The sequence below is a fragment of the Paenibacillus sp. J22FR5 genome (assembly GCF_059691975.1).
In genome coordinates this window covers 166,710-188,595 of the sequence record NZ_JCAUAN010000008.1, presented here as the reverse complement: position 1 = coordinate 188,595, position 21,886 = coordinate 166,710, and the positions used below count along the sequence as shown (strand labels likewise).

The following is a 21,886-nucleotide window of genomic DNA, read 5'->3' as shown; positions in this document are numbered from 1 at the left end:
CTCATCCCTTTCGATTTAGGCTAGTACGCACCGCGAATGTGTTCGTGTACCTGAGTTGTATAAAAGCTGTGTAGACGCGCCTGCTCTTCCGAATTGAACGATGGTACGTCTAGAGTAGCCAGATTGTCTTCAATCTGCTTAACGTTTTTAAAGCCAGGAATCATACACGTAATGTTGGGATTCTCCAGAATCCACCGCATCGATGCGCGTGCCATGTTGCCACGACCTTCGCCGATCCAAGCTAACTCCTTCGCGAGCTCAACGCCTTTCGTAAAAGGCAGCCCTGCGAACGTTTCACCAACGTTAAATTGATCGCCATTCGCATTGAAATTCCGGTGATCATCCGCAGCAAATGTGCTGGAAGCCGTGAATTTCCCTGTCAAAAGGCCACTGGCGAGCGGAAGCCGGACAAGAATACCAACACCTGCAGCTTTCGCTTGTGGGAAGAGGGCTTCAGCAGGCTTTTGACGGAACAAGTTAAAGATCACTTGTAACGCTTTAACCCCAGGTACGGTGAGACAGAACAAGCCTTCTTCCACCGTTTCAACGCTCACGCCGTAATGACGAATTTTGCCCTCGGCTTTCAATTTCTCCAGCACTTCGAAAACGGATCCGTCTTTCAGAATTGACAGAGGCGGACAGTGAATTTGATAGAGATCGATTCGTTCACGATTCAATCGATTCAAGCTATTTTCAGCAAATTGGCGAACAGCTTCCTCGGAATAGGTCGCGAGATCATGGATATCGCCAGAACGGCAAAATTTCGTCGCGATATGCACCTCATCTTCTTTCCCCTTCGTCGCTTTCGCAAGGAGCTCTTCCGCATGACCTGAGCCATACACATCTGCCGTATCAAAAAAGTTTACCCCAGCATCCATCGCACGGTGTAACCCTCGGATTGATTCATCGTCATTCGCCTCGCCCCAGCCTCCACCGATGGCCCATGTGCCGAAGCTAACCTCACTAATTTGAAGCTCTGTATCGCCAAGTTGACGGTAATTCATCTGCATCTACTCCTTCTATGTAGGTCTCTCTAAGTGACATTGATTTCATCTATCAACATTTCGCCATAGAATTAGAGGATACCTTCCTATTTATGCAAAAAAAAGGATATCCGCTAAGACGGAACCCCTTGGTAAATGGAAAAAGACGAAGCACTAACGCTTGCGTTTGTTATAGCCCTTCTCGTCGTACGGTTCTAACTTCTCTAGCCATAATTCAAGCAGCGCATCCACTTCTCTTCGATAGCTTTTCAAATCGGCGGCATCCGACATGATTTCATCTCTTGGCTCGATGCGATCTAACACTTCAAAAACAAAGCTATTACCTCCGAACGTCGCCCAATCTTTCTGAAGCTCGTTGAACGTATTCGTATTCATCTGTTTACAAAATTCAAGGCGATTCTTCATCCCGTCTAGATCCATGCTGCCGCCCACATATATTTTATCGTTCAGGATATTTCGAATTTGATAAACACCCATCGCCCGGAACGTTTGCTTATAGTTAGTGGCAAGCTCCTTTTTCTTCTGTTTGTCTATCATTTTGATCAATACCCCATTTCTTTTAAAATCCTTGAAAGCGTGCGCAAGCGTTCACCGATCAACTCTCCGTCATCACTCAGCGCTTGACTGAAGAGCTTGATATCTTCGTTAATTTTCTCATTATCCGTACACACACCAACGGTCATAGCATCCCCTTGCAGCCCGATTCTGTCGATCACGGGATTGTCAGGATTATAGGAATTCTCATACCGATAGGCATCCTCTTGAAAATGCAACTTCGTTCGGCAAACGAGAATCGCCAAATCTAATACGCGGTGCAAAGGCAGTTCCTCGGATTGGCGGGACCATTTCTCCCCTGTGTAACGCCATACTTTTGCAGAAATATCGACCTTACCCCTGTCGTTCCACTGCGCAAGACCTAGGGAAAGGCCTTGTGTATCGGTGTTTTGGGTATATCGTCCGTCAATGTTGGCATAATTCTCAGCTACGATTACGGGTTTATGTTTGAGTGTTGTAGGTATTTTCATTCTTATTCCTCCGTTTACTAAATTACTAATTTACTAAATAAATGACCGATGGATGAAGTATACCGCAGGTTCCTTTTCAAGTCAATGGATGCTCCTTATCTATTGGATAGACTCGGAATTCAGTGCTTAACCCAAAAACACACCCTACCACCCAAATTGGGAGTCATGGTGTGTTTTTAATGAATTTTCAATGAAGCCCTGAACGCAACGCGTACTTAATAAGTTTCAGGCCATTTATGAGTTTGAATATGTACGAGTTGGGTAATAATGAATAGACGCGAACGGCGTTTTCATTTATACAGAAAAACTCCTCCTATTGGGCTTAAATGTCACATTAGCAGGAGTTTTTCCTATTTTATCCCACGCCATTTATAAATCTTGACGCAAGCGAATCATATCGCGACATTGAATCCCATTTTCGAAAATGGGTTCCTTATAATGCCTAGTAAAGAAATCGAGGTCCACGCCGTAGATGCGAAATCCGCATTTTTGGTATAGTCCAAGCTGCTGCACGCCCGAATTCCCCGTACCTACCTCAATCGTTTGATAGTTCAAAGTTCTTGCGGTTTCCACCGCGTGCCTAACGAGTTCCTTCCCGTAGCCCCTGCCCTGTTTCTTAGTAATTACCGCGATATTCACCAGTTCAATCGTCTTCGGTCTTGTCGGTAAAAGTAAATAGGAACCGATAATTTCATGATTTTCTTCCAATATGAAGCATTTGCATCGATAGACATAAGACTCTACCATAGCTAATTCTGGATCTGCTAAAAGAAACAAGTGAATCGGATACTCTTCGGTAAGCTGCAACTCTCTAATGTGTAACATCATTCATGCCTCCATCCTTTGTGTAGAGGAATCAGAAATGAAACTTTTCTTTGATCATCTCGGCGACGTCCTCTGGACTTAAGCCCGCATTGTTGATTCGGAAATAATTTTCTCTCGTAATTTCACCTTCGAACGAGTTTAATCGATGCTTCTCCATGCTTGCGTGCAAATTCTGTTCAGATTGTGCAACATCTCGTTTGGTAGGCTTATGCTCAAGTCTATGCGGCGTTTTATTCCGTTCAACGCGTTCTTCCACTGGCGCTTCAAGTTCAACGAAATAGATCTCACCGCCTTTGGATTCGAAAATCGTACAGATTTTCTCCACAAAGTCCCATTCCGCCTGTACATCAAACGCCCACACGTACGTGAAAATCAAGCCATAAAGTTCACTTTTCGAGACAGCTTCAAAGATCTCACAACGAAAAAGCTCGACTAGCCGCCATGTTTCTGCGGAATACCCGAAAAAAGGATGAACAAGTTCAATCGTCATATGATTATGGAAGAGCTTCAATTCAGTTATTTTTTCAAGTTCGTGGCCGACTGTCATCTTACCAACAGCTTGTGGGCCGAATAAGAGCACAAATTTCATCATTGCACCTCACTTCGATTCATCCTATACCTTATTTTATCATGCACAGAGCCCATTTATTTGGAAAAAATAAGTAACATTCAAACTCTCCTAGCGAAGACTACTATACAGGCAAAAAAGAACGGCCGCCTTAGGCAGCCGCAATTTCATTTCTAGTTATACGTAATTTTCAGGCCTAATTCCGCGGCACGTACCAATGCTGTGTCTGAGAATTTCGGTTTTTTGTACTTATCTTCGAATTCTTCCTTGGTAAGCGGCGTCCAGGTAAAGTCTCGGTTCTGATACACCCATGTTTTCGTACCCCAATCCACATGAATGGTACGGCTTGCTACCTTTTTCACAACGCCAATTTCAAGAATGACACCTGTTTTGCCAAAAAACTTGGCACAGTATTTCCCAACCATTTCACTCACGATACATCCTCATTTCCATTAGTCAAATCACGTAAAATGCCAACGGCAATTTCAATCGTCTCTTCATCGGACTGAAACAAATGTCGAAAGGATTTTTTGAAAATATGTTGGATCGCTTGTCCTAGACCAGCAACGGTCATATCATCCATATGCTTTATTATATAAATGGTTACGCTGCGAGCCTCACCATCATACTCATCGTCTGGACTGCCCACCTCAAGTAATTGAATCGGATCCCACTGATCCAGGTGATACTTCACTGTCCCTATGATAGGCGAAGGATCGAAAGGTAACGATGCCAAGTACTTATTTTCTTTCCTAATTTCATTCTGTATACTCCAGAGCATATAATTCATCTTGGTCTCATTCGATACGGCTCGAAATTTCAATGAGATTGCCTCCTTTGTTGGACACCAACTTGATCTGCTCACGCTATTAAAACAGATCAATTCACTGCGGTGTCGCCCCATAGCAGTTTATCATGTTACTAGAGGGATGCCAACTCTTTGTAATAAACCATCGTAGCATCCAATTGCCTCTCGCCGTTCCGCGCATAATTCATCGCTTCTTCATAGGGCTTTCTACAATGTCATATTGGCTATCCACTTGTAACACTCCTATATTTAATCATCTGTAATTTGGTATCTGCCAACCGATTGCGATTGTCATTTTTATCCTCTGGTTCCAACCAGCCAAAGCCATCTCCAGCATATCTCGGAAATACATGCACATGAACGTGGCCTAAATCGTTGAACATACCACCATTTTGAAGAATCGTGACACCATCTGGCTGATAGAGCTTTTTGATCAAACGAGATATTTTCAGTGTAGCGTCCAGCATAGCTGCTGACGTCGTCTCGTCCAACTCTTCGATCTCTGTACAATGACGCTTGGGAAGCAGAAGAACATGCCCTTCATTCAATGGCACAATATCCAAGATGCCAATTATCCATTCATTTTCATAAACGACATGAGCTGAAACTTGTCCATTCGCTAACTGGCATCCTAAACATACTGTTTCCATCATACACATTCATCCTTCCCATACTCAAGTTGATCCCATTCGTTACTTACCTATTCCATTTAAATACCCCTTTCCCCTTCCAAAACAAAAAAACAGTCCCTCATCCGAGTGACTGCCCTTTCCAAGCTTCCATATTGCTGATCGATCAGCCTTAATAGGCATAAAATCCATGTCCCGATTTGCGTCCCAATCGCCCCGGCTTTACATATTTCCGCAGAAGCGGGCATGCTCGATAGTTAGGATCCTTGAAACCTTCATAAAGGATCTGCATAATCGATAGGCACGTATCCAACCCAATAAAATCAGCTAGCTGTAACGGGCCCATGGGATGCTTCATCCCGAGCTTGCATCAAATACGGACTGAGAGGTTTCGAGTCCGCGAATGACTTCAATGAGCGGCATCACGGGAACAGGGTTCATGAAATGCATACCAATAACCTGCGATAGATTTACTCTACACGAAGCAATATTGCATCGCCTTGTGCCGTTCCGCTGCATATCGCTGCAATGCCGTAACCACCTCCCATTCTGCGAAGCTCATGAATTAATGTGAGAATAATCCGAGTGCCGCTCGCTCCGATTGGATGACCGAGTGCAATGGCGCCGCCATTGACATTGACCCGCTGCGCGTCCCACCCTAATAAAGTTTCGCTCGTGAGCACGACAGCGGCAAAAGCTTCATTCACCTCGAATCGATCGATTTGATCCAGCGTCATTCCCGTTTGCTGCAGCACCTTCCGGATCGCCAGCGCTGGCGTCGTCGCAATATAAGGCGCTCGCTCACCAACACTGGTATGGCCAACTATCGTCGCGAGCGGCTTTACGCCCTGGGCTTCGGCCTTTTCCCTCGCCATCACAACCAAAGCAGCTGCGCCATCATTCACACCTGGCGCATTCCCTGCTGTAATGCTGCCTTGCTTATCGAATACTGGCGTTAATGCAGCCAGCTTCAACAAACTCGTATCCGCGCGTGGCCCCTCATCGCGGTCCATCACAATGGTGCCGACAGGGACGGGCACAATTTCTTCTGCGAAATAACCTTTAGACATCGCATGCAACGCTAGCTGATGGCTTCGAAGCGCCCACTCATCCTGCGCTTGACGTTCAATGCTGAACTCCGCAGCAACACGACTTCCATGAACAACCATATGCACACGTTCAAACGGGCATGTCAGTCCATCATGAATCATCAGATCGATGAGACGCTGTTCGCCCATCCGCGCTCCCCACCGTGCATGGGTCGCGAGATAAGGAGCGCAGCTCATGCTCTCCATGCCACCGGCCACGAGGATCGATGCGTCTCCCGAGCGAATGATTTGATCCGCCATTGTCACACTGCGCATGCCGGAGGCGCACACTTTGTTGATCGTCTCCGATGTCACATCCCATTGCAGTCCTGCCTTGCGCGCCGCTTGGCGGGACGGAATTTGCCCTGCACCTCCCTGCAGCACCATGCCCATAATGACCTCGTCAATCGATGAGGGATCTATAGACGAACGTCGTATGGCTTCCTTGATAACGATCCCGCCCAACTCGACAGCTGGAACATCTTTCAGGGCTCCGCCAAATTTGCCAAATGGTGTTCTCGCCCCGCTTACGATGACGCTTTCCCGCATGGTCATCGCCTCCATCTTGCTCACTTCACCTTTAAAACACGCTCAATTGCTCTCCGCTGCTCATCTATTGTCGCTTCAACCATTTGAAGCATTTTGGCATCACGCATAAACCGCTCAACAGGAAAAGCCTGCGTATACCCATAGCCGCCATGGATTTGAACAGCTTCAATCGCCACCGACATCACCATGTCCCCTGCAAAAAGGTTGGAATAAGAAGTGCTCCCTCCATCTCCCAAACCTTGATCCTCCCGCCAAGCAGCTTGGTACGTAAGCAATCTTGCCGCTTCGATTTGCGTTGCCATGTTCGCTAGCTTGAAAGCAATAGCTTGCTGCTGAGCAATCGGCTTACCGAACTGCTTGCGAGTCTTGGCATATGCAATAGCTTCTTCCATTGCCGCTTGTGCTAGACCAACAGCGAGGGCTGCGATTCCGCTGCGTGCACCCTCCAGCGTATGCAAAGCAATCCGATGGCCATCTCCTTCCTCTCCAAGACGATTTGCCAATGGAATGCGGCAGTCAGCTAACTCAACCGACCTGCTTGGTGACGCGCGCGTCCCGAGTTTCCTTTCCTTTTTGCCTATCATGAAACCAGGTGTGCCTTTCTCAATGATAAAAGCACTGCTCATGTGCGCCTTTGGGTCATCCCCCGTTGCAGCAAACACCATATAAACATCCGCTTCACCTGCATTCGCGACGAAAAACTTAGCGCCCTGCAATACGTACTCGTCCCCGTCTCGCAGTGCTCTCGTTTGCTGTTCACCTCCCGCTGAACCCGTCAAATAAGCCATCTCGGTCAACGCATAAGCGCCAAGCTTAATTCCCTCAGCCATCGGACGTAAGAATAGCTTCTTCTGTTCTTCCGTACCAAACGTAGAAATAGCCGCACCTGCCAACGCACTATGCACAAATAGGGAATACCCCGTCGAAGCACAAGCTCGAGCCAACTCCTCCAACACCAAGCAACTGGTCAACGTATCCGAGCCTAGTCCGCCATACGCCTCGGACCATAGAATCCCCGTTAAGCCAAGCTCACCCATGGTCTCGAATAACGGGCGATCGAACCGCTCCTCTTCATCACGCAGCGCCGACGACGGCGCAACCTCCCCAGTCGCAAAATCTCGCACCATGCTGCGAATCATTTCCAATTCCTCTGAAAGGCTGTAATCCATGTGGAGCCCTCCCTCAAGCCGCATGCAACTAACTCTTATCCTCCCATGTTGATCGCGCAATTGTCCCGTCTAACGCTTCATATTCCTCGTATCGAATCGCCTTATATAGATCATTACGCGTCTGCATCCCATCTAACAAAGCTTTCTGCGTCCCTTGTTGACGAATCTCCTCAAATACACGCTCATAAGCCTTGGCTGCGACACGGAGCGACGTGACTGGATAGAGTACCATCCGGTAGCCCCAGCTTTCAAATTGTGCTGAAGTATAGTAGGGTGTCTTCCCGAATTCCGTCATGTTAGCTAAAAGAGGTGCGTCCACTTCTCTTCGGAAATTTTGAAAATCCTCCTCACTCTCGAGTGCTTCTGGAAAAATAGCATCCGCCCCAGCGGCGAGATATTGCTTTGCACGGGTAATGGCCTCAGCCATACCTTCTAAGCCTTTCGCATCGGTCCGTGCAACAATATATAGCGTCGGACTCACGGCTTTGAGCGTGCGGATTTTCTGACACATTTCCTCAGAAGAAATGAGTTTTTTACCGCTGAGGTGCCCGCATTTCTTTGGCATATCTTGATCCTCAATTTGCACAGCGGCGACCTTGGCCTCCACCATCTCCTTAGCCGTCCGAGCGACATTCAGAATGCCGCCGTACCCTGTATCAATATCGACCAACAACGGAAGCCCAGATGCGCGAACAAGCTCACGTGCACGCTCTGCAACCTCGTTGGAATAAATGAGCCCCAAATCAGGCAGCCCCCTGCTAGCCGTGTAGGCAGCCCCCGATAAGTATATCGCTTGAAAGTTGGCCAACTTCGCCATTCTTGCTGCCATCCCATCGTGTGTACCCGGGATCTGGAGAATAGGTCCCGTTTCCACTAAGCAGCGCCATTGGACAGCTAACTGTTCTTGACTCGGCTCCTCCTCAATTAGCCATGACATAGAGACCTCCTACCTCACACTGCTGATCTGCGGACAAATTTATATCACGAAAAGCGACATATACGATGGAACAGATGTTTGAACGAGCTTCTCATAATCGAGTGATAGCTTCATAATCTCCTCTGTTTGCTTCTTAGGAAAGCGCGTTTGCACATTCGCTTTGAACTTATCGATCACCTTTGGCAACCCTTCAGCACGACGCCTGCGATGCCCGATCGGATATTCACACACAATTTTCTCCGTGCACGTTCCATCTTTGAAATAAATCTGGATGCTGTTTGCAATGGAACGCTTATCAGGATCCAGATAGTCTTTGCTGTACTGCTCGTTCTCGACGACAACCATACGTTCCCGAAGCGCATCAATCCGTGGGTCGACAGCCATATCGTCTTCATAGTGCTCAGCAGTCAACGTTCCAAATAATAAACCGATCGCAACCATATATTGCAGACAATGATCACGATCTGCTGGATTATGCAGGGCCCCTTTCTTATCAATAATTCGTAAAGCTGATTTATGTGTAGTTAACATAATTTTAGTTATGTCAACTAAATGGTCTTTGACACGTTCATGAAGTGTAAGTGCGCACTCAACGGCCGTTTGAGCGTGAAACTCCGCAGGAAATGAGATTTTAAATAAAATATGCTCCATCACATATGAGCGTAAAGGTCTCGCGAGCGTTAGCGTTTTTCCCTCAAAAAGCACATCCTGAAAGCCCCAATTCGGCGCTGTCAATGCAGAAGCGTAGCCCATTTCACCTCCAACTGCCATTAAAGCCAATCGTACCGCTCGACTCGTTGCATCACCGGCTGCCCATGATTTCCTAGAGCCAGTATTAGGTGCATGCCGATACGTTCGCAAGCTCGCACCATCAATCCACGCATTAGAAATGGCGCTGCATACCTCCTCTTTCGTTCCTCCCAGCATGGCTGTAGCCACCGCGGTTGAGGCGATTTTCACGAGATGGACATGATCCAAGCCAACTGCATTAAGACTATTTTCCAACGCAAGCACACCTTGAATCTCATGGGCTTTGATCGCCATCGTTAAGACGTCCTTCATGGTGAATGGCGCCTGCCCCTCTGCGATGCGTTTGCGACTTACATAATCGGCCACAGCTAGAATACTGCCCAGATTATCCGATGGATGCCCCCATTCTGCGGCTAGCCAAGTATCATTGTAATCAAGCCAACGAATCATACAACCGATATTGAATGCGGCTTGCACGGGGTCTAGCTCATATCTTGTGCCAGGTACACGAGCACCGCCAACCACCTCAGCACCTGGAACAATCGGACCAAGATGCTTCGTACATGCCGGAAAACGCAGCGCCAGCAACCCTGTTCCCAAAGAGTCTAGCAGGACATGCTGAGCAATTTGATACGCTTCTTCGCTCTCAATTTCGGCATGCAAAGCGTAGTCAGCAATCTCCACAATAAGCGGGTCAAAAATCATCTCCCTCTGCGTCGATTCATCAGGCGTACTCATACGATCTCGTCCTCACTTTCTGAAAGACTTTGCACGTGCGGCGGGTGTAAATCCCTTACTCCGGTATAACGGACTCGAGGCCGAAAGAGGCGATTGTTGGCATGCTGCTCCATCACATGTGCACTGATACCAAGTGTTCGTGCTGCAAGAAAAACAGGTGTAAACAGCTCAATCGGAATGCCAAGTAAGTAATAGACAGGCGCGGCATAGTAATCCAAATTAGGATGCAGCCCCTTCTCGGTCCTCATCACGGTTTCCCCGCGTACGCACATATCGTACAGTTCCTGTTGCTTACATGCAGGTGCAAGCTGAGCCAATGCATCCTTCATTAGCAGGGCTCTTGGATCAGGTTTTCGCATATACACGCGATGCCCAAAGCCCATGATGCGCTCCTTCCGTGCAAGTTTCGAACGAATCAACGCTTCAAGATCATCTTCAGAACCCGCTTCAAGCAGCATGTGCATGACAGCTTCGTTCGCCCCTCCGTGCAAGGTACCTTTGAGCGAAGCTACTGCACCGACTAAGGCCCCATATAGATCAGATTGCGTCGAAGCAATGACGCGAGCCGTAAACGTCGAATTGGGAAGTTCATGCTCACTATATACAATTAACGATTGATCAAATATCGCCTCCTCGATCTGTGTCGGTATTTCTCCAGTAATCATATACAGAAAGTTAGCCGTATACGACAACGTAGGATCTGGCTCAACAAGCGGCTGTTTGGTGATTGCGCGATAGCCATACGCGACAATTTGCGGTACTTTGGCTAGCAGACGAATCGCTTTGCGTCCGTTTGCTTCGTGAGATCGATCATCCAGCTCCTCATCAAAGCTTGCTAATGCTGAAATACTCGTTCGGAGCACATCCATCATATCTGCCCGATCCGGCATCAAATGAAGCATGGCACGCACATTTGGGGGTAATCCATAGACAGACTGTATCTCCGACTCAATGACCAATCGCCTCTGCTGATCCGGCAAAACGCCTTCAAGCAGAAGACCAACGACATCTAAGTAGGTGACTTGCTGCGCAAGTTCCATGAGATCATACCCGCGAATGACGATTTCTTCCTTCTCCACGTCGAGATATGAAATGCTAGTCTCGCTGGCAATCACATGCTCAAGTCCAGGCAAATAGTGATCACTCATGTTTTCGCTCTCCCTTCCTACGTGCTTTCAGAAAGCAGCAAACGCGAAATCACAATACGCTGAATCTCATTCGTCCCTTCATAAATTTGAGTTACTTTGGCATCACGTAGATAACGCTCCACCTTCAACTCCTTCAAGCAGCCCGAAATACCGCACAATTGAACAGCTTTTAAACATACTTTTACAGCCGTATCACTGGCAAAAAGCTTCGCAATGGCAGCCTGCTTCCCATACGTGAGCCCTTGGCTTTTACGCCAAGCGGCCTGATAGGTCAGCAGCCTTGCGGCTTCAATGTGCGTCGTCATTTCAGACAGATGGGCATCGAACTGTTCATTGCTGCGCAAACCAGCTCCAGCTCCATATGCAACGACAACGTCGAAGGCACCTTGGCTGATTCCCGTTGCTTGCGCGGCTATCCCAATCCGTCCGCCATCAAGACTACGCATTGCAATGCGGAAGCCTTCTCCTTCCGGGCCGAGTCGGTTCTCAACGGGTACTCTGCAATCCTCAAATCTCAGCTCCATCGTGGTGGATGCACGGATACCGAGCTTCTTCTCTTTCGTGCCGAAAATAAGCCCAGGGGTTCCTTTTTCTACGATGAACGCCGTGCAGCCCCTTTGCTTATTCTGGGTATCCGTTAAGGCAAATACAATGTACACCTCCGCCTCCCCGCCATTCGTAACGAATAGCTTAGATCCGTTAAGCACATATGCATCTCCCGCATTCGCAGCGGTCGTTCGCATGGCTCCAGCATCTGAGCCGGATTCACTCTCAGTTAAACAATAGGCACCTAATAATTTGCCCTCAGCTAATGGCTTTAGAAAGGTTTCTTTTTGAGCTTCCGTACCATAGGTATGAATCGCCCAGCTGGCTAATGACGTATGCACGGAGAGCATCACACCTGTAGAAGCACATACGCGTGAAAGCTCTTCGATGACCATCGCATACGTTAGAAAATCGGATCCTCCTCCTCCGTTTGCTTTAGGCCATGGCAGCCCTGACCATCCGAGTTCACCGATTCTGTCAAAAATCACACGATCAAACCGCTCTTCTTCATCCCTTTCTTCTGAACTCGGCTCGATTTCCGCTAGTGCGAAATCCCTGACTTTTGTTCGAATTTCTTGTTGCGTCTCGGTATAGGACAACTGCATGCGACGACCTCCTTCGACGTATTCTTGTTGTCATCTCTTGATTGGCCGAGGTTGATTGGGTCGATCGTTATTCTTTGGACAAGTTGTAAACGCTTTCAAATATATGTTATATATACACGCTTTTGTTAACCAATAGACTGCGCTGCGACAAAAAAATCAGCCTACGCTAGAAAGAATCTAGCGAGAGCTGACCATGATCACAAATATGTCGTTCGATATGTCTACGAATTAGCCTACTCCGTCACAGGGCTGTGTGTGCCTTTAGGCGCTTTTTTGCCTAAAGAAACGAAATACCAAACCGCGCTAGCCACGACAACTAGGCACAGAATCAGAATAAGATTCCCGTACAAGAAGGCATTCGAGTCAGAGAGTAACGGGTGAAATGGGAAATCAAGCAGCTTCTTCTCCATGATTTTGGCAACTAATGCGGTAACGACTGCTCCAGCAATCGTAGACGTCATGTTAAAGAATCCCATGCCAATACCAATTTGATTCATCGGCAAAATTTGTGTAATGCTCTCGGTTAATGCCGTTTGTACGAACGAAAATCCAATGTACATCAGTACAAGCGCCACGCCAATGTACCATACCCACATTCCAATCGTCGAAGATTGCAGCAAAAGGCTTAGTGCAATCAGGAACAATCCTAGATACACAACATAGTGGCTGCCTCTCTTGACTGTCATGTTACCAGCAATTTTCCCGAAGATAACGGCACTGAAAGCACCTGGAAACATAAGGAGACCAATATTTTCTGAACTGAGACCGTAGACTTTACTCATCATCAATGGGATAACAAACATCACCGACATGACCGAACCGAAAATGAGAAATCCGATTAATAGTCCATTGCGATAGCGGGAATTCGCGAATAAAGCAGGTTCTACGAACGGATCTTTGGCCTTACGAATACGTAGAATGAATAGGATGAGTGCTGCAATGGCTGTAACAGCAAACATCCAACTCCCTTCCGTGGTAAATAAAATGAGCATGGAGATCACGCCGCCTAGGAAGATGGTACCTAGAATATCCAAGGCTCCTGCTTGCCGCGGCTCAGTAGGTAGAAACTTTTGAAAGAAAGGTATGGCAATCACGACTGGAACTGCGACTAAGAACAGGTAAGCCCAGTGGAACGAGCCTGCGATATAACCGCCTAGCACAGGGCCAATGCCTATCGCGAAGGATACGACCGATGTAATGATGCCAAACATTTTCCCCCGTTCTTCCACGGAGAAATACCTAGCAACCATTACGAAAATAAGCGCGGGAATCGCCGAGCCTCCTGCTCCTTGGATGGCCCTGGATAGGATAACAGCGGGATACCACGACTGTGCTACGAATCCAAGGACGGATCCGATCGCATAAACAACGATCCCGATGGTAATCAGCTTTTTAATACTGAACATATCGGAAAGCTTGCCAAAAATAACCATCCCCATCCCAAACACGATAAAAAAGATCGTAACAACCCAACTAACACCAGAAGCATCGAGCCCGAACTGTTCCGCAATGTTTGGGGTGGAAACGTTAAACACGGATTCATTTAATACAGCAAAAAAGATAACAAAGTAAATCCACGGGACACTCCTCTTAATTTCGGCGTGATTCCCTACCGGTCCAGCTTGATTTTCCACAGCATTCATCTCTACTCTCTTCCCTCCTTTACTCATATCTACTCTCATAGTAGTTTAACGTTATTTTTCATAGACTATTCCGACTTCAATACAACGCCAGCAGGTAAAACTCGCTCAATATGCTCACGCAGCGACGGATTTGTAAGCAGCTCATTACTGAAAATCGCAATGATCCCGCTATCCTCACGCGTTCGAATTAAACGCCCCATTCCTTGACGCAACCGAAGCAGCATATAAGGAATATCGACTTCTTCGTACGGTGACACCGAAGCTTCACGTTTCGCGTTAAACACCGGATCCTGCGGAGGAAATGGCAGCGCCCAGACGATAACATTCGAAAGCGATGGGCCCGGAATATCCAGTCCCTCCCACAGACTAACCGCAGCCAAGACGCTGTGCTCATCCCCTTGGAACGAAGCAATCACGTGAGAGATTTCTTGATCCCCCTCATAGAAGAAGGTTAGATCCTTGCAATCTGATCGAGATGACATTTCACTCTTGAATCGTTGCAATTCTTGATAGGTCGGGAACAGAATAAGCGCTCTACCTTCCGTCCTTTTCAGCAATCCAACCGCGCAATCCATTTTCTCATGGAACGTTCCGCCATCCGTGAAGCGAGGTGCAAGCACTTCCATCCGCTCCGCATAGTCATACGGTGAATCAACTGAGAATGAGAGATACTTCTCTAATCCCAAGCTGTTCGCCACATAGTCGAAGCTACCTTCCACCGAAAGGGTTGCCGACGAGAACACGATTGGCATTTTAGAAGAAAAAACATGCTCCTTCAGCACTTCTTTCACCGTTCTTGGCATGATAACCAAACTGAGACCTGTAATGCTTTCCGTTGCCCAGCAAATGAAGGAATGATCGTTGCGGAATAGCGCGAGCGCCTTCTGCATCATCTCCAGATGCTCCTCAACAATTTTCAGTTGATAGTCATTCAGGGTAAACATTTCCCCTTCAAAGACGAGCTCCTCTTCAATCTCGGACAAAATATCACAGAGCGTATGAATCTCTCTTTTCAAGAGATCCGTCATAACGATCATCTTCCGTTCCGATCCAACGATTGGGCGACAACAGCCCTCCAACACTTCAAACATCCGTTCGCTCTGTTCAATCGCTCGATCAATGCAGACGGCAAGCGTTTCACGGACCTCACCTTTCAATAAGCGAATGACCAATTCCTCGAACACCATATGCTTCAGCTTGTAGGTTAGCGCTTTTTGTGCCGCAGATTCCATCAGATGGCCTTCATCAAATACAACCGTGCAGTGATCGGGCAGCAATGGCAGCTGTCCCTCACGCTTTCTGCCGTCATACGTCCACACATGCTCCATATAGAAATCATGCGAACAAATGATCAGATCCGCTGACTTCCGGTACGATTCACGGGATAAGGTTTGTCCACAACGGTGGCGTTTATCACAGACAAAGCAATCCTGATACGCATCCCAGTTCATCCGGTGCCACTGCTCATCGCTCAGCTGCGGGTAGTTTTTACGGTCGCCGTACGCATGGAACGTTTGTAATGCTTCTCGTGTATGCACAAAATCAGGAAGTGACTCGTGCACCTCACGGTACAACCCTGTATCCTCATGTCCGAATCGCGCTTCGTCCAGCTTGACCAAACACACATATTGATCTGGCGATTTAGCGAGTCGAGCATCGATTTCCATATTCAAATGGCGAGAGATTTTATCAATATCCCCGCCTGGCTTAACGAGCTGCTCAATTAACGATTCATCGGCACATGCAATGATGGCCGGCTTCTTCATGAAGCGTGAATAGCACAGCGCATATAATAGATACACCAGCGTTTTCCCCGTACCTACGCCAGCTTCCGCAAAAATCGTCTGTTTCTCCGCAAAAGCGCGCTCTAGCTGAAACGCCATATAAATCTGTTCATCCCGAACTTCAAAGCCTGCTTCAGGCAATATGTCATAAAAGATATCCGCAATCCAATCGGAAACCTGCTGCATAAATGGTTGTGCATGATCATATGCAAATGGATAACGTCCCACGTTTGTGCCCCCAAACCATAGTAATGAATCAAACTTGTATTATCTCATGAATTTGCGGTAAATGCAAAAAAAGACCAATCCGAATAAAAGGCACTTCGTCTATTTGCAAATGAAAAGCCCACTCCCTCAGCATACCTGCTGTCCGGAATGAGCCTTCCTTTACATGCTGAAACGTTCCCGATATCCGCATTTGCGGCATAATTCCTCAACCACTTCACGTCTGGAAAAGCCTTCAAACAAGCGATTTGCCCGCTCACCCTCGACGATTTCAGAGAATGGCGTTTGATTAATGTTCCCCAAATTGATAACACCTTCTCCATCCAAACAACAAGGGATAACAGTGCCGTCAACTAGAATACCTGCTTGATTACGAAGGGCATGGCAGAAACCAGGTCCTGCAATCTCTTCCGCTTTCAAATCAGGCCACTGGAATTCGTGGTCCTGATTCAGATAGACGCGATCGGCAAGCTTTACACCAGTTCCGCGGACGAATTTCTCATCTATTTTGTAATCGAGCTCGAACTCTTTCTCTAGCAATTCCAGCACTTCACGGTTCCGATTTCGTTCCAAATTCGTTTGATTATCCGTATCCAGATTCCATAAGCGGAAGGAAATAATGACGTTGGATTTCGCGACGATTTCCTTCGCAAAACGCAGAATGTTCGTCACATAACCCTCTTTATCCTCAGAGCCTTCATGACCATCAAAGCTATGCAGCGAGAAATTCATTTGACGAAGCGCAGGTTTATCGAGCAGCTTGTGCCTATTTTTGTTAATGAGCGTACCGTTCGTTGTTATGTTAACTTTGAAGCCCTTTTCATGACTCAGATCGAGCAGTTCATCGATTTTGGGATGGAGCAACGGCTCTCCCTTCACATGCAAATAAATATGATCCGTATGCGGTTTGATTTGATCTAGAATGTTCGTAAACGTATCTATTTGGATGAAATTGGCTTGGCGCTTCGTCTGCGGACAGAACGTACAAGCTAAATTACACACGCTCGTTATTTCAATATAAAATTTCTTGAACTTCTTCATGGTCAGACTCCGTTTCTAGCTGCGCTACTATGATAGAGGCTATTATACCAAGCAAGACGGATGAAAGAAAGGATGTCACTCATTTCAGAAAAATAACTGCACGATCCAAGCGATAAAATAAGCCGATGGGACTAGAAAAACTTGCGCAAGCATCGTACCCAAAAAGCGCGTTGTCATGAGTAGCGCATAGATTTTACCTAGTTGTTTACGCTGATCTTCGTCATGAAGCGCCTTATCGGTAATCAGCCCGAGCTGTGGATCAATGAATATCGTGAGCAAAATCGTGGCAATCCCGTTGATGAGACCAGATGCCTGTGAAGCTGTCGTCGCATGGTCCGGTAATAAATGAGCCGTGTACAAAGATGCTAGAACACCTACGGAATAGAAAGCTGTTACGATAATGTTAATGAACAGAAACCTCTTAGAAATACCCAGATAGCGGAATTGGCTTAGCTTGACTTTCGGTTTTTTGATGTATTTGGTCGTGTTCTTCAGCTGTGAAATCGTGACACTCGAGAACAGCTTCGGAATGGAGCCGGCGATTTCGAGGCGGGCAATCACTCTTGCGCTAATGTTGATAAAAGTCGGAAATAACGCGATGCCAATGACCGTCCCAATGGACGAGGCCAACAGCGTGATGCGCAAATAACGCACCAAGTCGAAGGTCGGCTCCTTCTTGGCAAAATCAACAAAATGCGCCGTCATCGGCGCCTGTATCAGATTCGCTGTGCGCGAAACGAGCACGACAATGCCGACTAGCGATAGTGCCACAGCGAGCTTGTTTACACGCACCCCAGCATAGCGAATCGAGTACGACAGCGTCTCTGCGGTGTGGATGATCATCGTTAATATGAAAACAAAAATGAGCGTGTTGATCATGTGGAGTATCATCCTTTGGAAGAGTGATTTGTATTCGTTAAATCATATGAAAACCCACCTCCTGTTGGTAGCATCGGGTGGGTTTGTGTGAGTTATGGTAATAGGAATAAGGCTTGAGTAGCTAAGACAAGCTTCATTTGCCAATTCTTTGTTCTACTATTCGAGATTCATCTCCAATTTCCTTTATTTGTAATCGACCTTGCAAAGGAAGTAACCGCCAATGTTACGCCTTTCGGTCCTCCCCGTACCACAGCTCACGGAACGTAGAGCTGCTGTGCAGTAGTTCCTCCGACGTGCCTTCGGCTTCGATACGGCCGTCTTTCATCACGATGATGTGGTCGGCACGCGTCAGAGCGGTTTTGCGGTGCGAGACGACCAGACACGTCGCATCACTGCGGCGCTGGAACATCCGCTCCCAGAGCTTCTGCTCAGTCTCGACGTCGAGCGCGCTCGAAAGATCGTCGAAGACGTACAGCTCGGCGTCGCGCACGAGCATGCGGGCCGCGGCCGTCCGCTGCGCTTGGCCGCCGGAGAGCTTCACCCCGCGCGGGCCGATGACCGTGTCCAGCCCGCCAGGCAGCTGCGCGACGTCGTACTCAAGCACCGCCGCATTCAGTGCCTGCTGCAAGCTATCGCCTTGCTCCGCTTGCCCGAGCAAAATATTATTGCGCAGCGTATCGCTGTATAACCGCGGCACCTGCGCGGTATATGCGCTCTGCGGCGGTGTAAAGAAGGTGCCCAGGTCCTCGACGGGCACGCCGTTCCACGCTATCGTTCCTTTCTCCTTGGGCAGCAGGCCAAGAAGGGAACGAACCAGCGTGGTTTTGCCAGAGCCAATCGTTCCCGTGATCACGGTGAACGATCCTCTACGCATGGCGAAGTGAATGTCAGTGATACCTCTCCCCGTATCCGGATAGGTGTAGCTGAGACCATTCACTTCTAAGCGCTGCAGCGAGGGCGCAATCACGCTATCATGGTCTTGGTCTTGGTCTTGGTCTTGCCCATAGCCAATAGCAGTATTCTCCTGATTTCTTTCAGTCTTTTTAGCCTGCTTACTTTCCCCCACCCGCTCCTTCTTCAAATACAACGGCCTTACCATCGTCAACACCTTCGCCGACGCGCCTTGCAACAGATACGTCAATCTCTCCAAAGAAACGCTCATTTGCTTAAAATATGTGATAAACTTCCCAACATTCGTAATAAATTGCGTCACGAAGGTCAGATAGTAAACGAACAATGCCAAATCACCAACGGTGAAGGTCCCTGCTCTCATTTTCGTCCCAGCCAGCAGAAGCAACAGCCCCGTTCCCAAATTCACTGAATTCGAGAACACGGAATCAAGCAGCTCACTCATCAGCCGATCCTTCAGCATCGCTTTTCGACGATCATCGCCAAAGCTGCGAAACCTCTCCATCACCCGCTTCTCGGCGCCAGCCACTTGAATGGCCTGCACATTGCCGAACATCTCACTGATCTCCCCCGTTACCTTCGAGGTGGATTCCCGACTGGCAGCGCGATACTTTTGCAGACGCACGGTAGCGAGTTGAGCCGCTGTGATGACGATCACGATCGGCATAAACACGAGCAGCGTCATTTGTGCATCGATGCGAATCAATATGTACCCCGAAACAAGCGCAAAACATGTCATACCAAAGACATCAACCGACCAACTCGCTGCTTCCTCCGATTGATCCACATCGTCCCGGAAATGGCTGATGGCTTCACCCGGCGATACCGGAATGGCCCCCGCACCTGGCTGCTTCAGAACATGTTCCAATAGATTGCGGCGAAGCAGCATCCCCATCCGAAAACGGAAATGAACATCGGTAATAAAGCCAAAAACGATTAGTAGAATTCTGCCTAACGCTGCCCCGATGAGCAGTGCAATCAATCCCCAAACGCTAAACTTCAGCGTGGCATTTCCCGTTAATGTGTCGAAAAAAGCTTTTGTAATAAGCCCCGGCGCGATAGGCGCCAAATAAATGACCGTCCATGCCAAGGCGTTAATGAAATATCGAAAGGGCCGATACATAATCAGTCCTTTTAAATATTGAAAAGTCGTCATGCTAACACCTCCTCGAGCCCAGTAGCCAGTAATTGGCTGAAGCGGGATTTCGGGTCAGCGGCGAGAAGCTCTCTTTTGCCAGATTCCAGTACGCGTCCTCCATCCAAAATAACAATATGATCTGCACGTTGAACCGTAGCAAGTCGATGAGCAATCATGATGCAGGAGCGCTCATTCAGCAGCTTAGAAACAGCTTTCTCCATCCGTTTCTCGGTCAGAGGATCCAGTCTTGATGAAGCTTCATCCATGATGACAAGTCCCGGGTTCGTTAAGAAAACACGTGCAAATGCCAACAACTGTGCTTCACCAGCAGACAAGCTGCTTCCACCCGAAGCAAGTCCCGTATTCAGTCCATCCGGCATAGCCTCATACCAAGCGCCCAGACCTAGTTCATGAAGCACCTCAATAATCTGTTCATCTCGGATTGTCTCATCATAGAAGGTCAAATTATCTCGAATCGTCCCTTGGATGATCTCAATATTTTGCGTCACGAGTGCGACACGCTTCCGTAGATCAGCTAATTTACACGAGCGAATATCTGTTCCCCCAAGGGAAATGACACCGCTTTGCGGGTCATAGAAACGCAACAGCAAGCGTGCAATTGTGGACTTCCCGCTCCCTGTCCGCCCCAGCAGACCAAGCACTTCACCAGGCTTCAGTGTCATCGTCAAGTCAATAATTGTAGGCTGGTCCTCATCATAGCTAAAGGTCACATCCTTGAAATCAACACAAAGCGGTCCATTAGGAAGCTGCGCACCTGGCCCATCTTGAATCTTGGACTTAATCGCGAATAACTCTCGAATACGGGAAATACTTGCATCTGCTTTTTGCAAATCCTCCATTTGCGTTCGGATCTTTTCAATTGGCTTCGCAAGTAATTCCGTATAAAAGAAAATCAAATACACCGTTCCTAGTGAAATGTGATTACCATGCCATAAGTAAGCGCTGATCCCAAACGCCATCGCATTCCCTAGTGCGAAAACGAAGATCGACATGTTCCACATCGCGCAAAAACCGAGGAACGCTTTGACGCGGAGCGGCAGCATTTTTCTCAGCATCGTATAAAAACGATTCATGACGAAGCTCACAGCGCCATTCGCACGAATATCTTCCGTACCCTCCAAGTACTCACCGATAAAACCATAAAACTCAGCGTTCGCCTGCCGCCACCCTGCCCAAACGGGCACAGCAAATTGACGAATCCATTGAATCATATAAATCGCGAAAACAACGAAAACCGCCATTCCCGTTCCAATTAACCAATTTTCACGAAATAAGAGAACGAGAATACCCGCCATGAGCAGCACATTCCCAAATAAATGTATGATCATGCTGGAGAAGAAATTCGCAAGCGCATTCACATCGCCATCCACGCGTTCAATCAACGAGCCGGATGTATGACTTTTATGAAAAGACATATCCAGCGATAGGCAATGAGCAGCAAGATCGACGCGCAGCTTATTCGTCGTTTTCCAACCGACATTTTCGCTAAAATAAGTGGCAATGACCGAAACAACCTGCTGGACCAGTGCAAATCCAATAAACAGGACCGCGGCGGTAAAAAGCGGCTGCATCGCCCCTTGCGACTGAGCCGTATCAATAAAATAGCGAATGATTTGCGGATTTATGAGCTGCAGCCCGATCGAGCCGAACAATAGCAGTGACAACCCAATCAGTGTCCCCTTCTGTGGAAACAAATAGCGACCCAGCAGCTCGCGGTATTGCCCCATGGAGTTACTGTTTTTTCGGTTCTTCTTCATAGTAATGGAGTCCTCCGTATTCCTCTTGACGTACACTCCATCATACTAAATTGGCTCCTTCCCGACAACGGAGTCTTTTGATATAACGAAAAAAGCCGCA

20 protein-coding genes and 1 pseudogene are annotated in these 21,886 nt (G+C 47.7%); all 21 read right to left on the bottom strand.

What is annotated here, in order from left to right; all coding sequences use genetic code 11:
• Positions 1-20: 20 nt before the first annotated feature.
• The 21 genes and pseudogenes from AC58P7_RS14065 to AC58P7_RS13965 all read right to left on the bottom strand — a co-directional run bounded on the left by AC58P7_RS14065 (position 21) and on the right by AC58P7_RS13965 (position 21,786).
• Positions 21-1,004 carry an aldo/keto reductase gene (locus AC58P7_RS14065; protein ID WP_497343742.1) on the bottom strand — a complete coding sequence of 328 codons (984 nt, stop codon included), beginning with the start codon at positions 1,002-1,004 and terminating at the stop codon, positions 21-23.
• Positions 1,005-1,157: 153 nt separating this feature from the next.
• A complete protein-coding gene (locus AC58P7_RS14060) occupies positions 1,158-1,541 on the bottom strand; it encodes a GIY-YIG nuclease family protein (protein WP_497343740.1) in 384 nt (127 codons plus the stop codon).
• A 5-nt stretch (positions 1,542-1,546) separates the two neighbouring features.
• Entirely contained in the window at positions 1,547-2,029 is a 483-nt protein-coding gene (locus AC58P7_RS14055; RefSeq protein ID WP_497343738.1) for a DUF6530 family protein, read from the bottom strand.
• Positions 2,030-2,398: 369 nt separating this feature from the next.
• The gene (locus AC58P7_RS14050) at positions 2,399-2,857 is read right to left on the bottom strand and encodes a GNAT family N-acetyltransferase (RefSeq protein ID WP_497343736.1); all 459 of its coding nucleotides are present in this window, start codon (positions 2,855-2,857) and stop codon (positions 2,399-2,401) included.
• A 28-nt stretch (positions 2,858-2,885) separates the two neighbouring features.
• A complete protein-coding gene (locus tag AC58P7_RS14045) occupies positions 2,886-3,443 on the bottom strand; it encodes a DEAD/DEAH box helicase family protein (protein WP_497343734.1) in 558 nt (185 codons plus the stop codon).
• 152 nt (positions 3,444-3,595) lie between these two features.
• Positions 3,596-3,856 (bottom strand): hypothetical protein, encoded by a 261-nt coding sequence (locus AC58P7_RS14040; RefSeq protein WP_497343733.1) that lies wholly within the window; start codon positions 3,854-3,856, stop codon positions 3,596-3,598.
• Complete coding sequence (locus tag AC58P7_RS14035; RefSeq protein WP_497343731.1) at positions 3,853-4,245, bottom strand: DUF1871 family protein; 393 nt, start codon at positions 4,243-4,245, stop codon at positions 3,853-3,855. Before AC58P7_RS14035 ends, AC58P7_RS14040 begins: the two co-directional genes overlap by 4 nt.
• A 209-nt stretch (positions 4,246-4,454) precedes the next feature.
• Positions 4,455-4,883 carry an HIT family protein gene (locus tag AC58P7_RS14030; protein ID WP_497343729.1) on the bottom strand — a complete coding sequence of 143 codons (429 nt, stop codon included), beginning with the start codon at positions 4,881-4,883 and terminating at the stop codon, positions 4,455-4,457.
• Positions 4,884-5,031: 148 nt separating this feature from the next.
• Positions 5,032-5,321, bottom strand: a pseudogene (locus AC58P7_RS14025) (3-hydroxyacyl-CoA dehydrogenase family protein); the annotation flags it as partial.
• Between the two features lie 8 nt (positions 5,322-5,329).
• Positions 5,330-6,496, bottom strand: a complete 1,167-nt coding sequence (locus AC58P7_RS14020) for an acetyl-CoA C-acetyltransferase (RefSeq protein WP_497343727.1) — start codon at positions 6,494-6,496, stop codon at positions 5,330-5,332.
• A gap of 20 nt (positions 6,497-6,516) precedes the next feature.
• Positions 6,517-7,665: an acyl-CoA dehydrogenase family protein gene (locus tag AC58P7_RS14015; RefSeq protein ID WP_497343725.1), complete on the bottom strand. Its 1,149-nt coding sequence runs from the start codon at positions 7,663-7,665 to the stop codon at positions 6,517-6,519.
• Positions 7,666-7,693: 28 nt separating this feature from the next.
• Positions 7,694-8,602, bottom strand: coding sequence for a methylisocitrate lyase (gene prpB, locus AC58P7_RS14010; RefSeq protein WP_497343723.1), 909 nt, complete (start codon positions 8,600-8,602; stop codon positions 7,694-7,696).
• A 39-nt stretch (positions 8,603-8,641) separates the two neighbouring features.
• Positions 8,642-10,090 (bottom strand): bifunctional 2-methylcitrate dehydratase/aconitate hydratase, encoded by a 1,449-nt coding sequence (locus AC58P7_RS14005; protein WP_497343721.1) that lies wholly within the window; start codon positions 10,088-10,090, stop codon positions 8,642-8,644.
• Positions 10,087-11,238: a citrate synthase gene (gene mmgD / locus AC58P7_RS14000; protein WP_497343719.1), complete on the bottom strand. Its 1,152-nt coding sequence runs from the start codon at positions 11,236-11,238 to the stop codon at positions 10,087-10,089. The genes AC58P7_RS14005 and mmgD overlap by 4 nt, the downstream gene beginning before the upstream one ends.
• Positions 11,239-11,255: 17 nt before the next feature.
• Positions 11,256-12,389 (bottom strand): acyl-CoA dehydrogenase family protein, encoded by a 1,134-nt coding sequence (locus AC58P7_RS13995; RefSeq protein WP_497343717.1) that lies wholly within the window; start codon positions 12,387-12,389, stop codon positions 11,256-11,258.
• Positions 12,390-12,622: 233 nt separating this feature from the next.
• Complete coding sequence (locus tag AC58P7_RS13990) at positions 12,623-14,032, bottom strand: MFS transporter (RefSeq protein ID WP_497343715.1); 1,410 nt, start codon at positions 14,030-14,032, stop codon at positions 12,623-12,625.
• A gap of 65 nt (positions 14,033-14,097) precedes the next feature.
• Positions 14,098-16,044, bottom strand: coding sequence for an ATP-dependent DNA helicase (locus AC58P7_RS13985; protein WP_497343713.1), 1,947 nt, complete (start codon positions 16,042-16,044; stop codon positions 14,098-14,100).
• A gap of 159 nt (positions 16,045-16,203) precedes the next feature.
• On the bottom strand, positions 16,204-17,082 hold the full coding sequence (locus AC58P7_RS13980) for a radical SAM/SPASM domain-containing protein (protein WP_497343711.1): 879 nt from the start codon (positions 17,080-17,082) through the stop codon (positions 16,204-16,206).
• Positions 17,083-17,166: 84 nt separating this feature from the next.
• On the bottom strand, positions 17,167-17,961 hold the full coding sequence (locus AC58P7_RS13975; protein WP_497343709.1) for a lipid II flippase Amj family protein: 795 nt from the start codon (positions 17,959-17,961) through the stop codon (positions 17,167-17,169).
• A gap of 223 nt (positions 17,962-18,184) precedes the next feature.
• Positions 18,185-20,026, bottom strand: coding sequence for an ABC transporter ATP-binding protein (locus AC58P7_RS13970; protein ID WP_497343707.1), 1,842 nt, complete (start codon positions 20,024-20,026; stop codon positions 18,185-18,187).
• Positions 20,023-21,786 (bottom strand): ABC transporter ATP-binding protein, encoded by a 1,764-nt coding sequence (locus tag AC58P7_RS13965; RefSeq protein ID WP_497343705.1) that lies wholly within the window; start codon positions 21,784-21,786, stop codon positions 20,023-20,025. The genes AC58P7_RS13970 and AC58P7_RS13965 overlap by 4 nt, the downstream gene beginning before the upstream one ends.
• Positions 21,787-21,886: the final 100 nt, after the last annotated feature.

Excerpts from the sequence above, each read along its gene's own strand:
- AC58P7_RS14060 (WP_497343740.1), bottom strand. The coding sequence starts at position 1,541 with ATGATAGACAAACAGAAGAAAAAGGAGCTTGCCACTAACTATAAGCAA.
- AC58P7_RS14045 (WP_497343734.1), bottom strand. The coding sequence starts at position 3,443 with ATGAAATTTGTGCTCTTATTCGGCCCACAAGCTGTTGGTAAGATGACA.
- AC58P7_RS14005 (WP_497343721.1), bottom strand. The coding sequence starts at position 10,090 with ATGAGTACGCCTGATGAATCGACGCAGAGGGAGATGATTTTTGACCCG.
- AC58P7_RS13990 (WP_497343715.1), bottom strand. The coding sequence starts at position 14,032 with ATGAATGCTGTGGAAAATCAAGCTGGACCGGTAGGGAATCACGCCGAA.
- AC58P7_RS13965 (WP_497343705.1), bottom strand. The coding sequence starts at position 21,786 with ATGAAGAAGAACCGAAAAAACAGTAACTCCATGGGGCAATACCGCGAG.
- AC58P7_RS14015 (WP_497343725.1), bottom strand. The coding sequence starts at position 7,665 with ATGGATTACAGCCTTTCAGAGGAATTGGAAATGATTCGCAGCATGGTG.
- AC58P7_RS14020 (WP_497343727.1), bottom strand. The coding sequence starts at position 6,496 with ATGCGGGAAAGCGTCATCGTAAGCGGGGCGAGAACACCATTTGGCAAA.
- prpB (WP_497343723.1), bottom strand. The coding sequence starts at position 8,602 with ATGTCATGGCTAATTGAGGAGGAGCCGAGTCAAGAACAGTTAGCTGTC.
- mmgD (WP_497343719.1), bottom strand. The coding sequence starts at position 11,238 with ATGAGTGATCACTATTTGCCTGGACTTGAGCATGTGATTGCCAGCGAG.
- AC58P7_RS14050 (WP_497343736.1), bottom strand. The coding sequence starts at position 2,857 with ATGATGTTACACATTAGAGAGTTGCAGCTTACCGAAGAGTATCCGATT.
- AC58P7_RS13995 (WP_497343717.1), bottom strand. The coding sequence starts at position 12,389 with ATGCAGTTGTCCTATACCGAGACGCAACAAGAAATTCGAACAAAAGTC.
- AC58P7_RS13980 (WP_497343711.1), bottom strand. The coding sequence starts at position 17,082 with ATGAAGAAGTTCAAGAAATTTTATATTGAAATAACGAGCGTGTGTAAT.
- AC58P7_RS13975 (WP_497343709.1), bottom strand. The coding sequence starts at position 17,961 with ATGATCAACACGCTCATTTTTGTTTTCATATTAACGATGATCATCCAC.
- AC58P7_RS14055 (WP_497343738.1), bottom strand. The coding sequence starts at position 2,029 with ATGAAAATACCTACAACACTCAAACATAAACCCGTAATCGTAGCTGAG.
- AC58P7_RS14065 (WP_497343742.1), bottom strand. The coding sequence starts at position 1,004 with ATGAATTACCGTCAACTTGGCGATACAGAGCTTCAAATTAGTGAGGTT.
- AC58P7_RS13970 (WP_497343707.1), bottom strand. The coding sequence starts at position 20,026 with ATGACGACTTTTCAATATTTAAAAGGACTGATTATGTATCGGCCCTTT.
- AC58P7_RS14030 (WP_497343729.1), bottom strand. The coding sequence starts at position 4,883 with ATGATGGAAACAGTATGTTTAGGATGCCAGTTAGCGAATGGACAAGTT.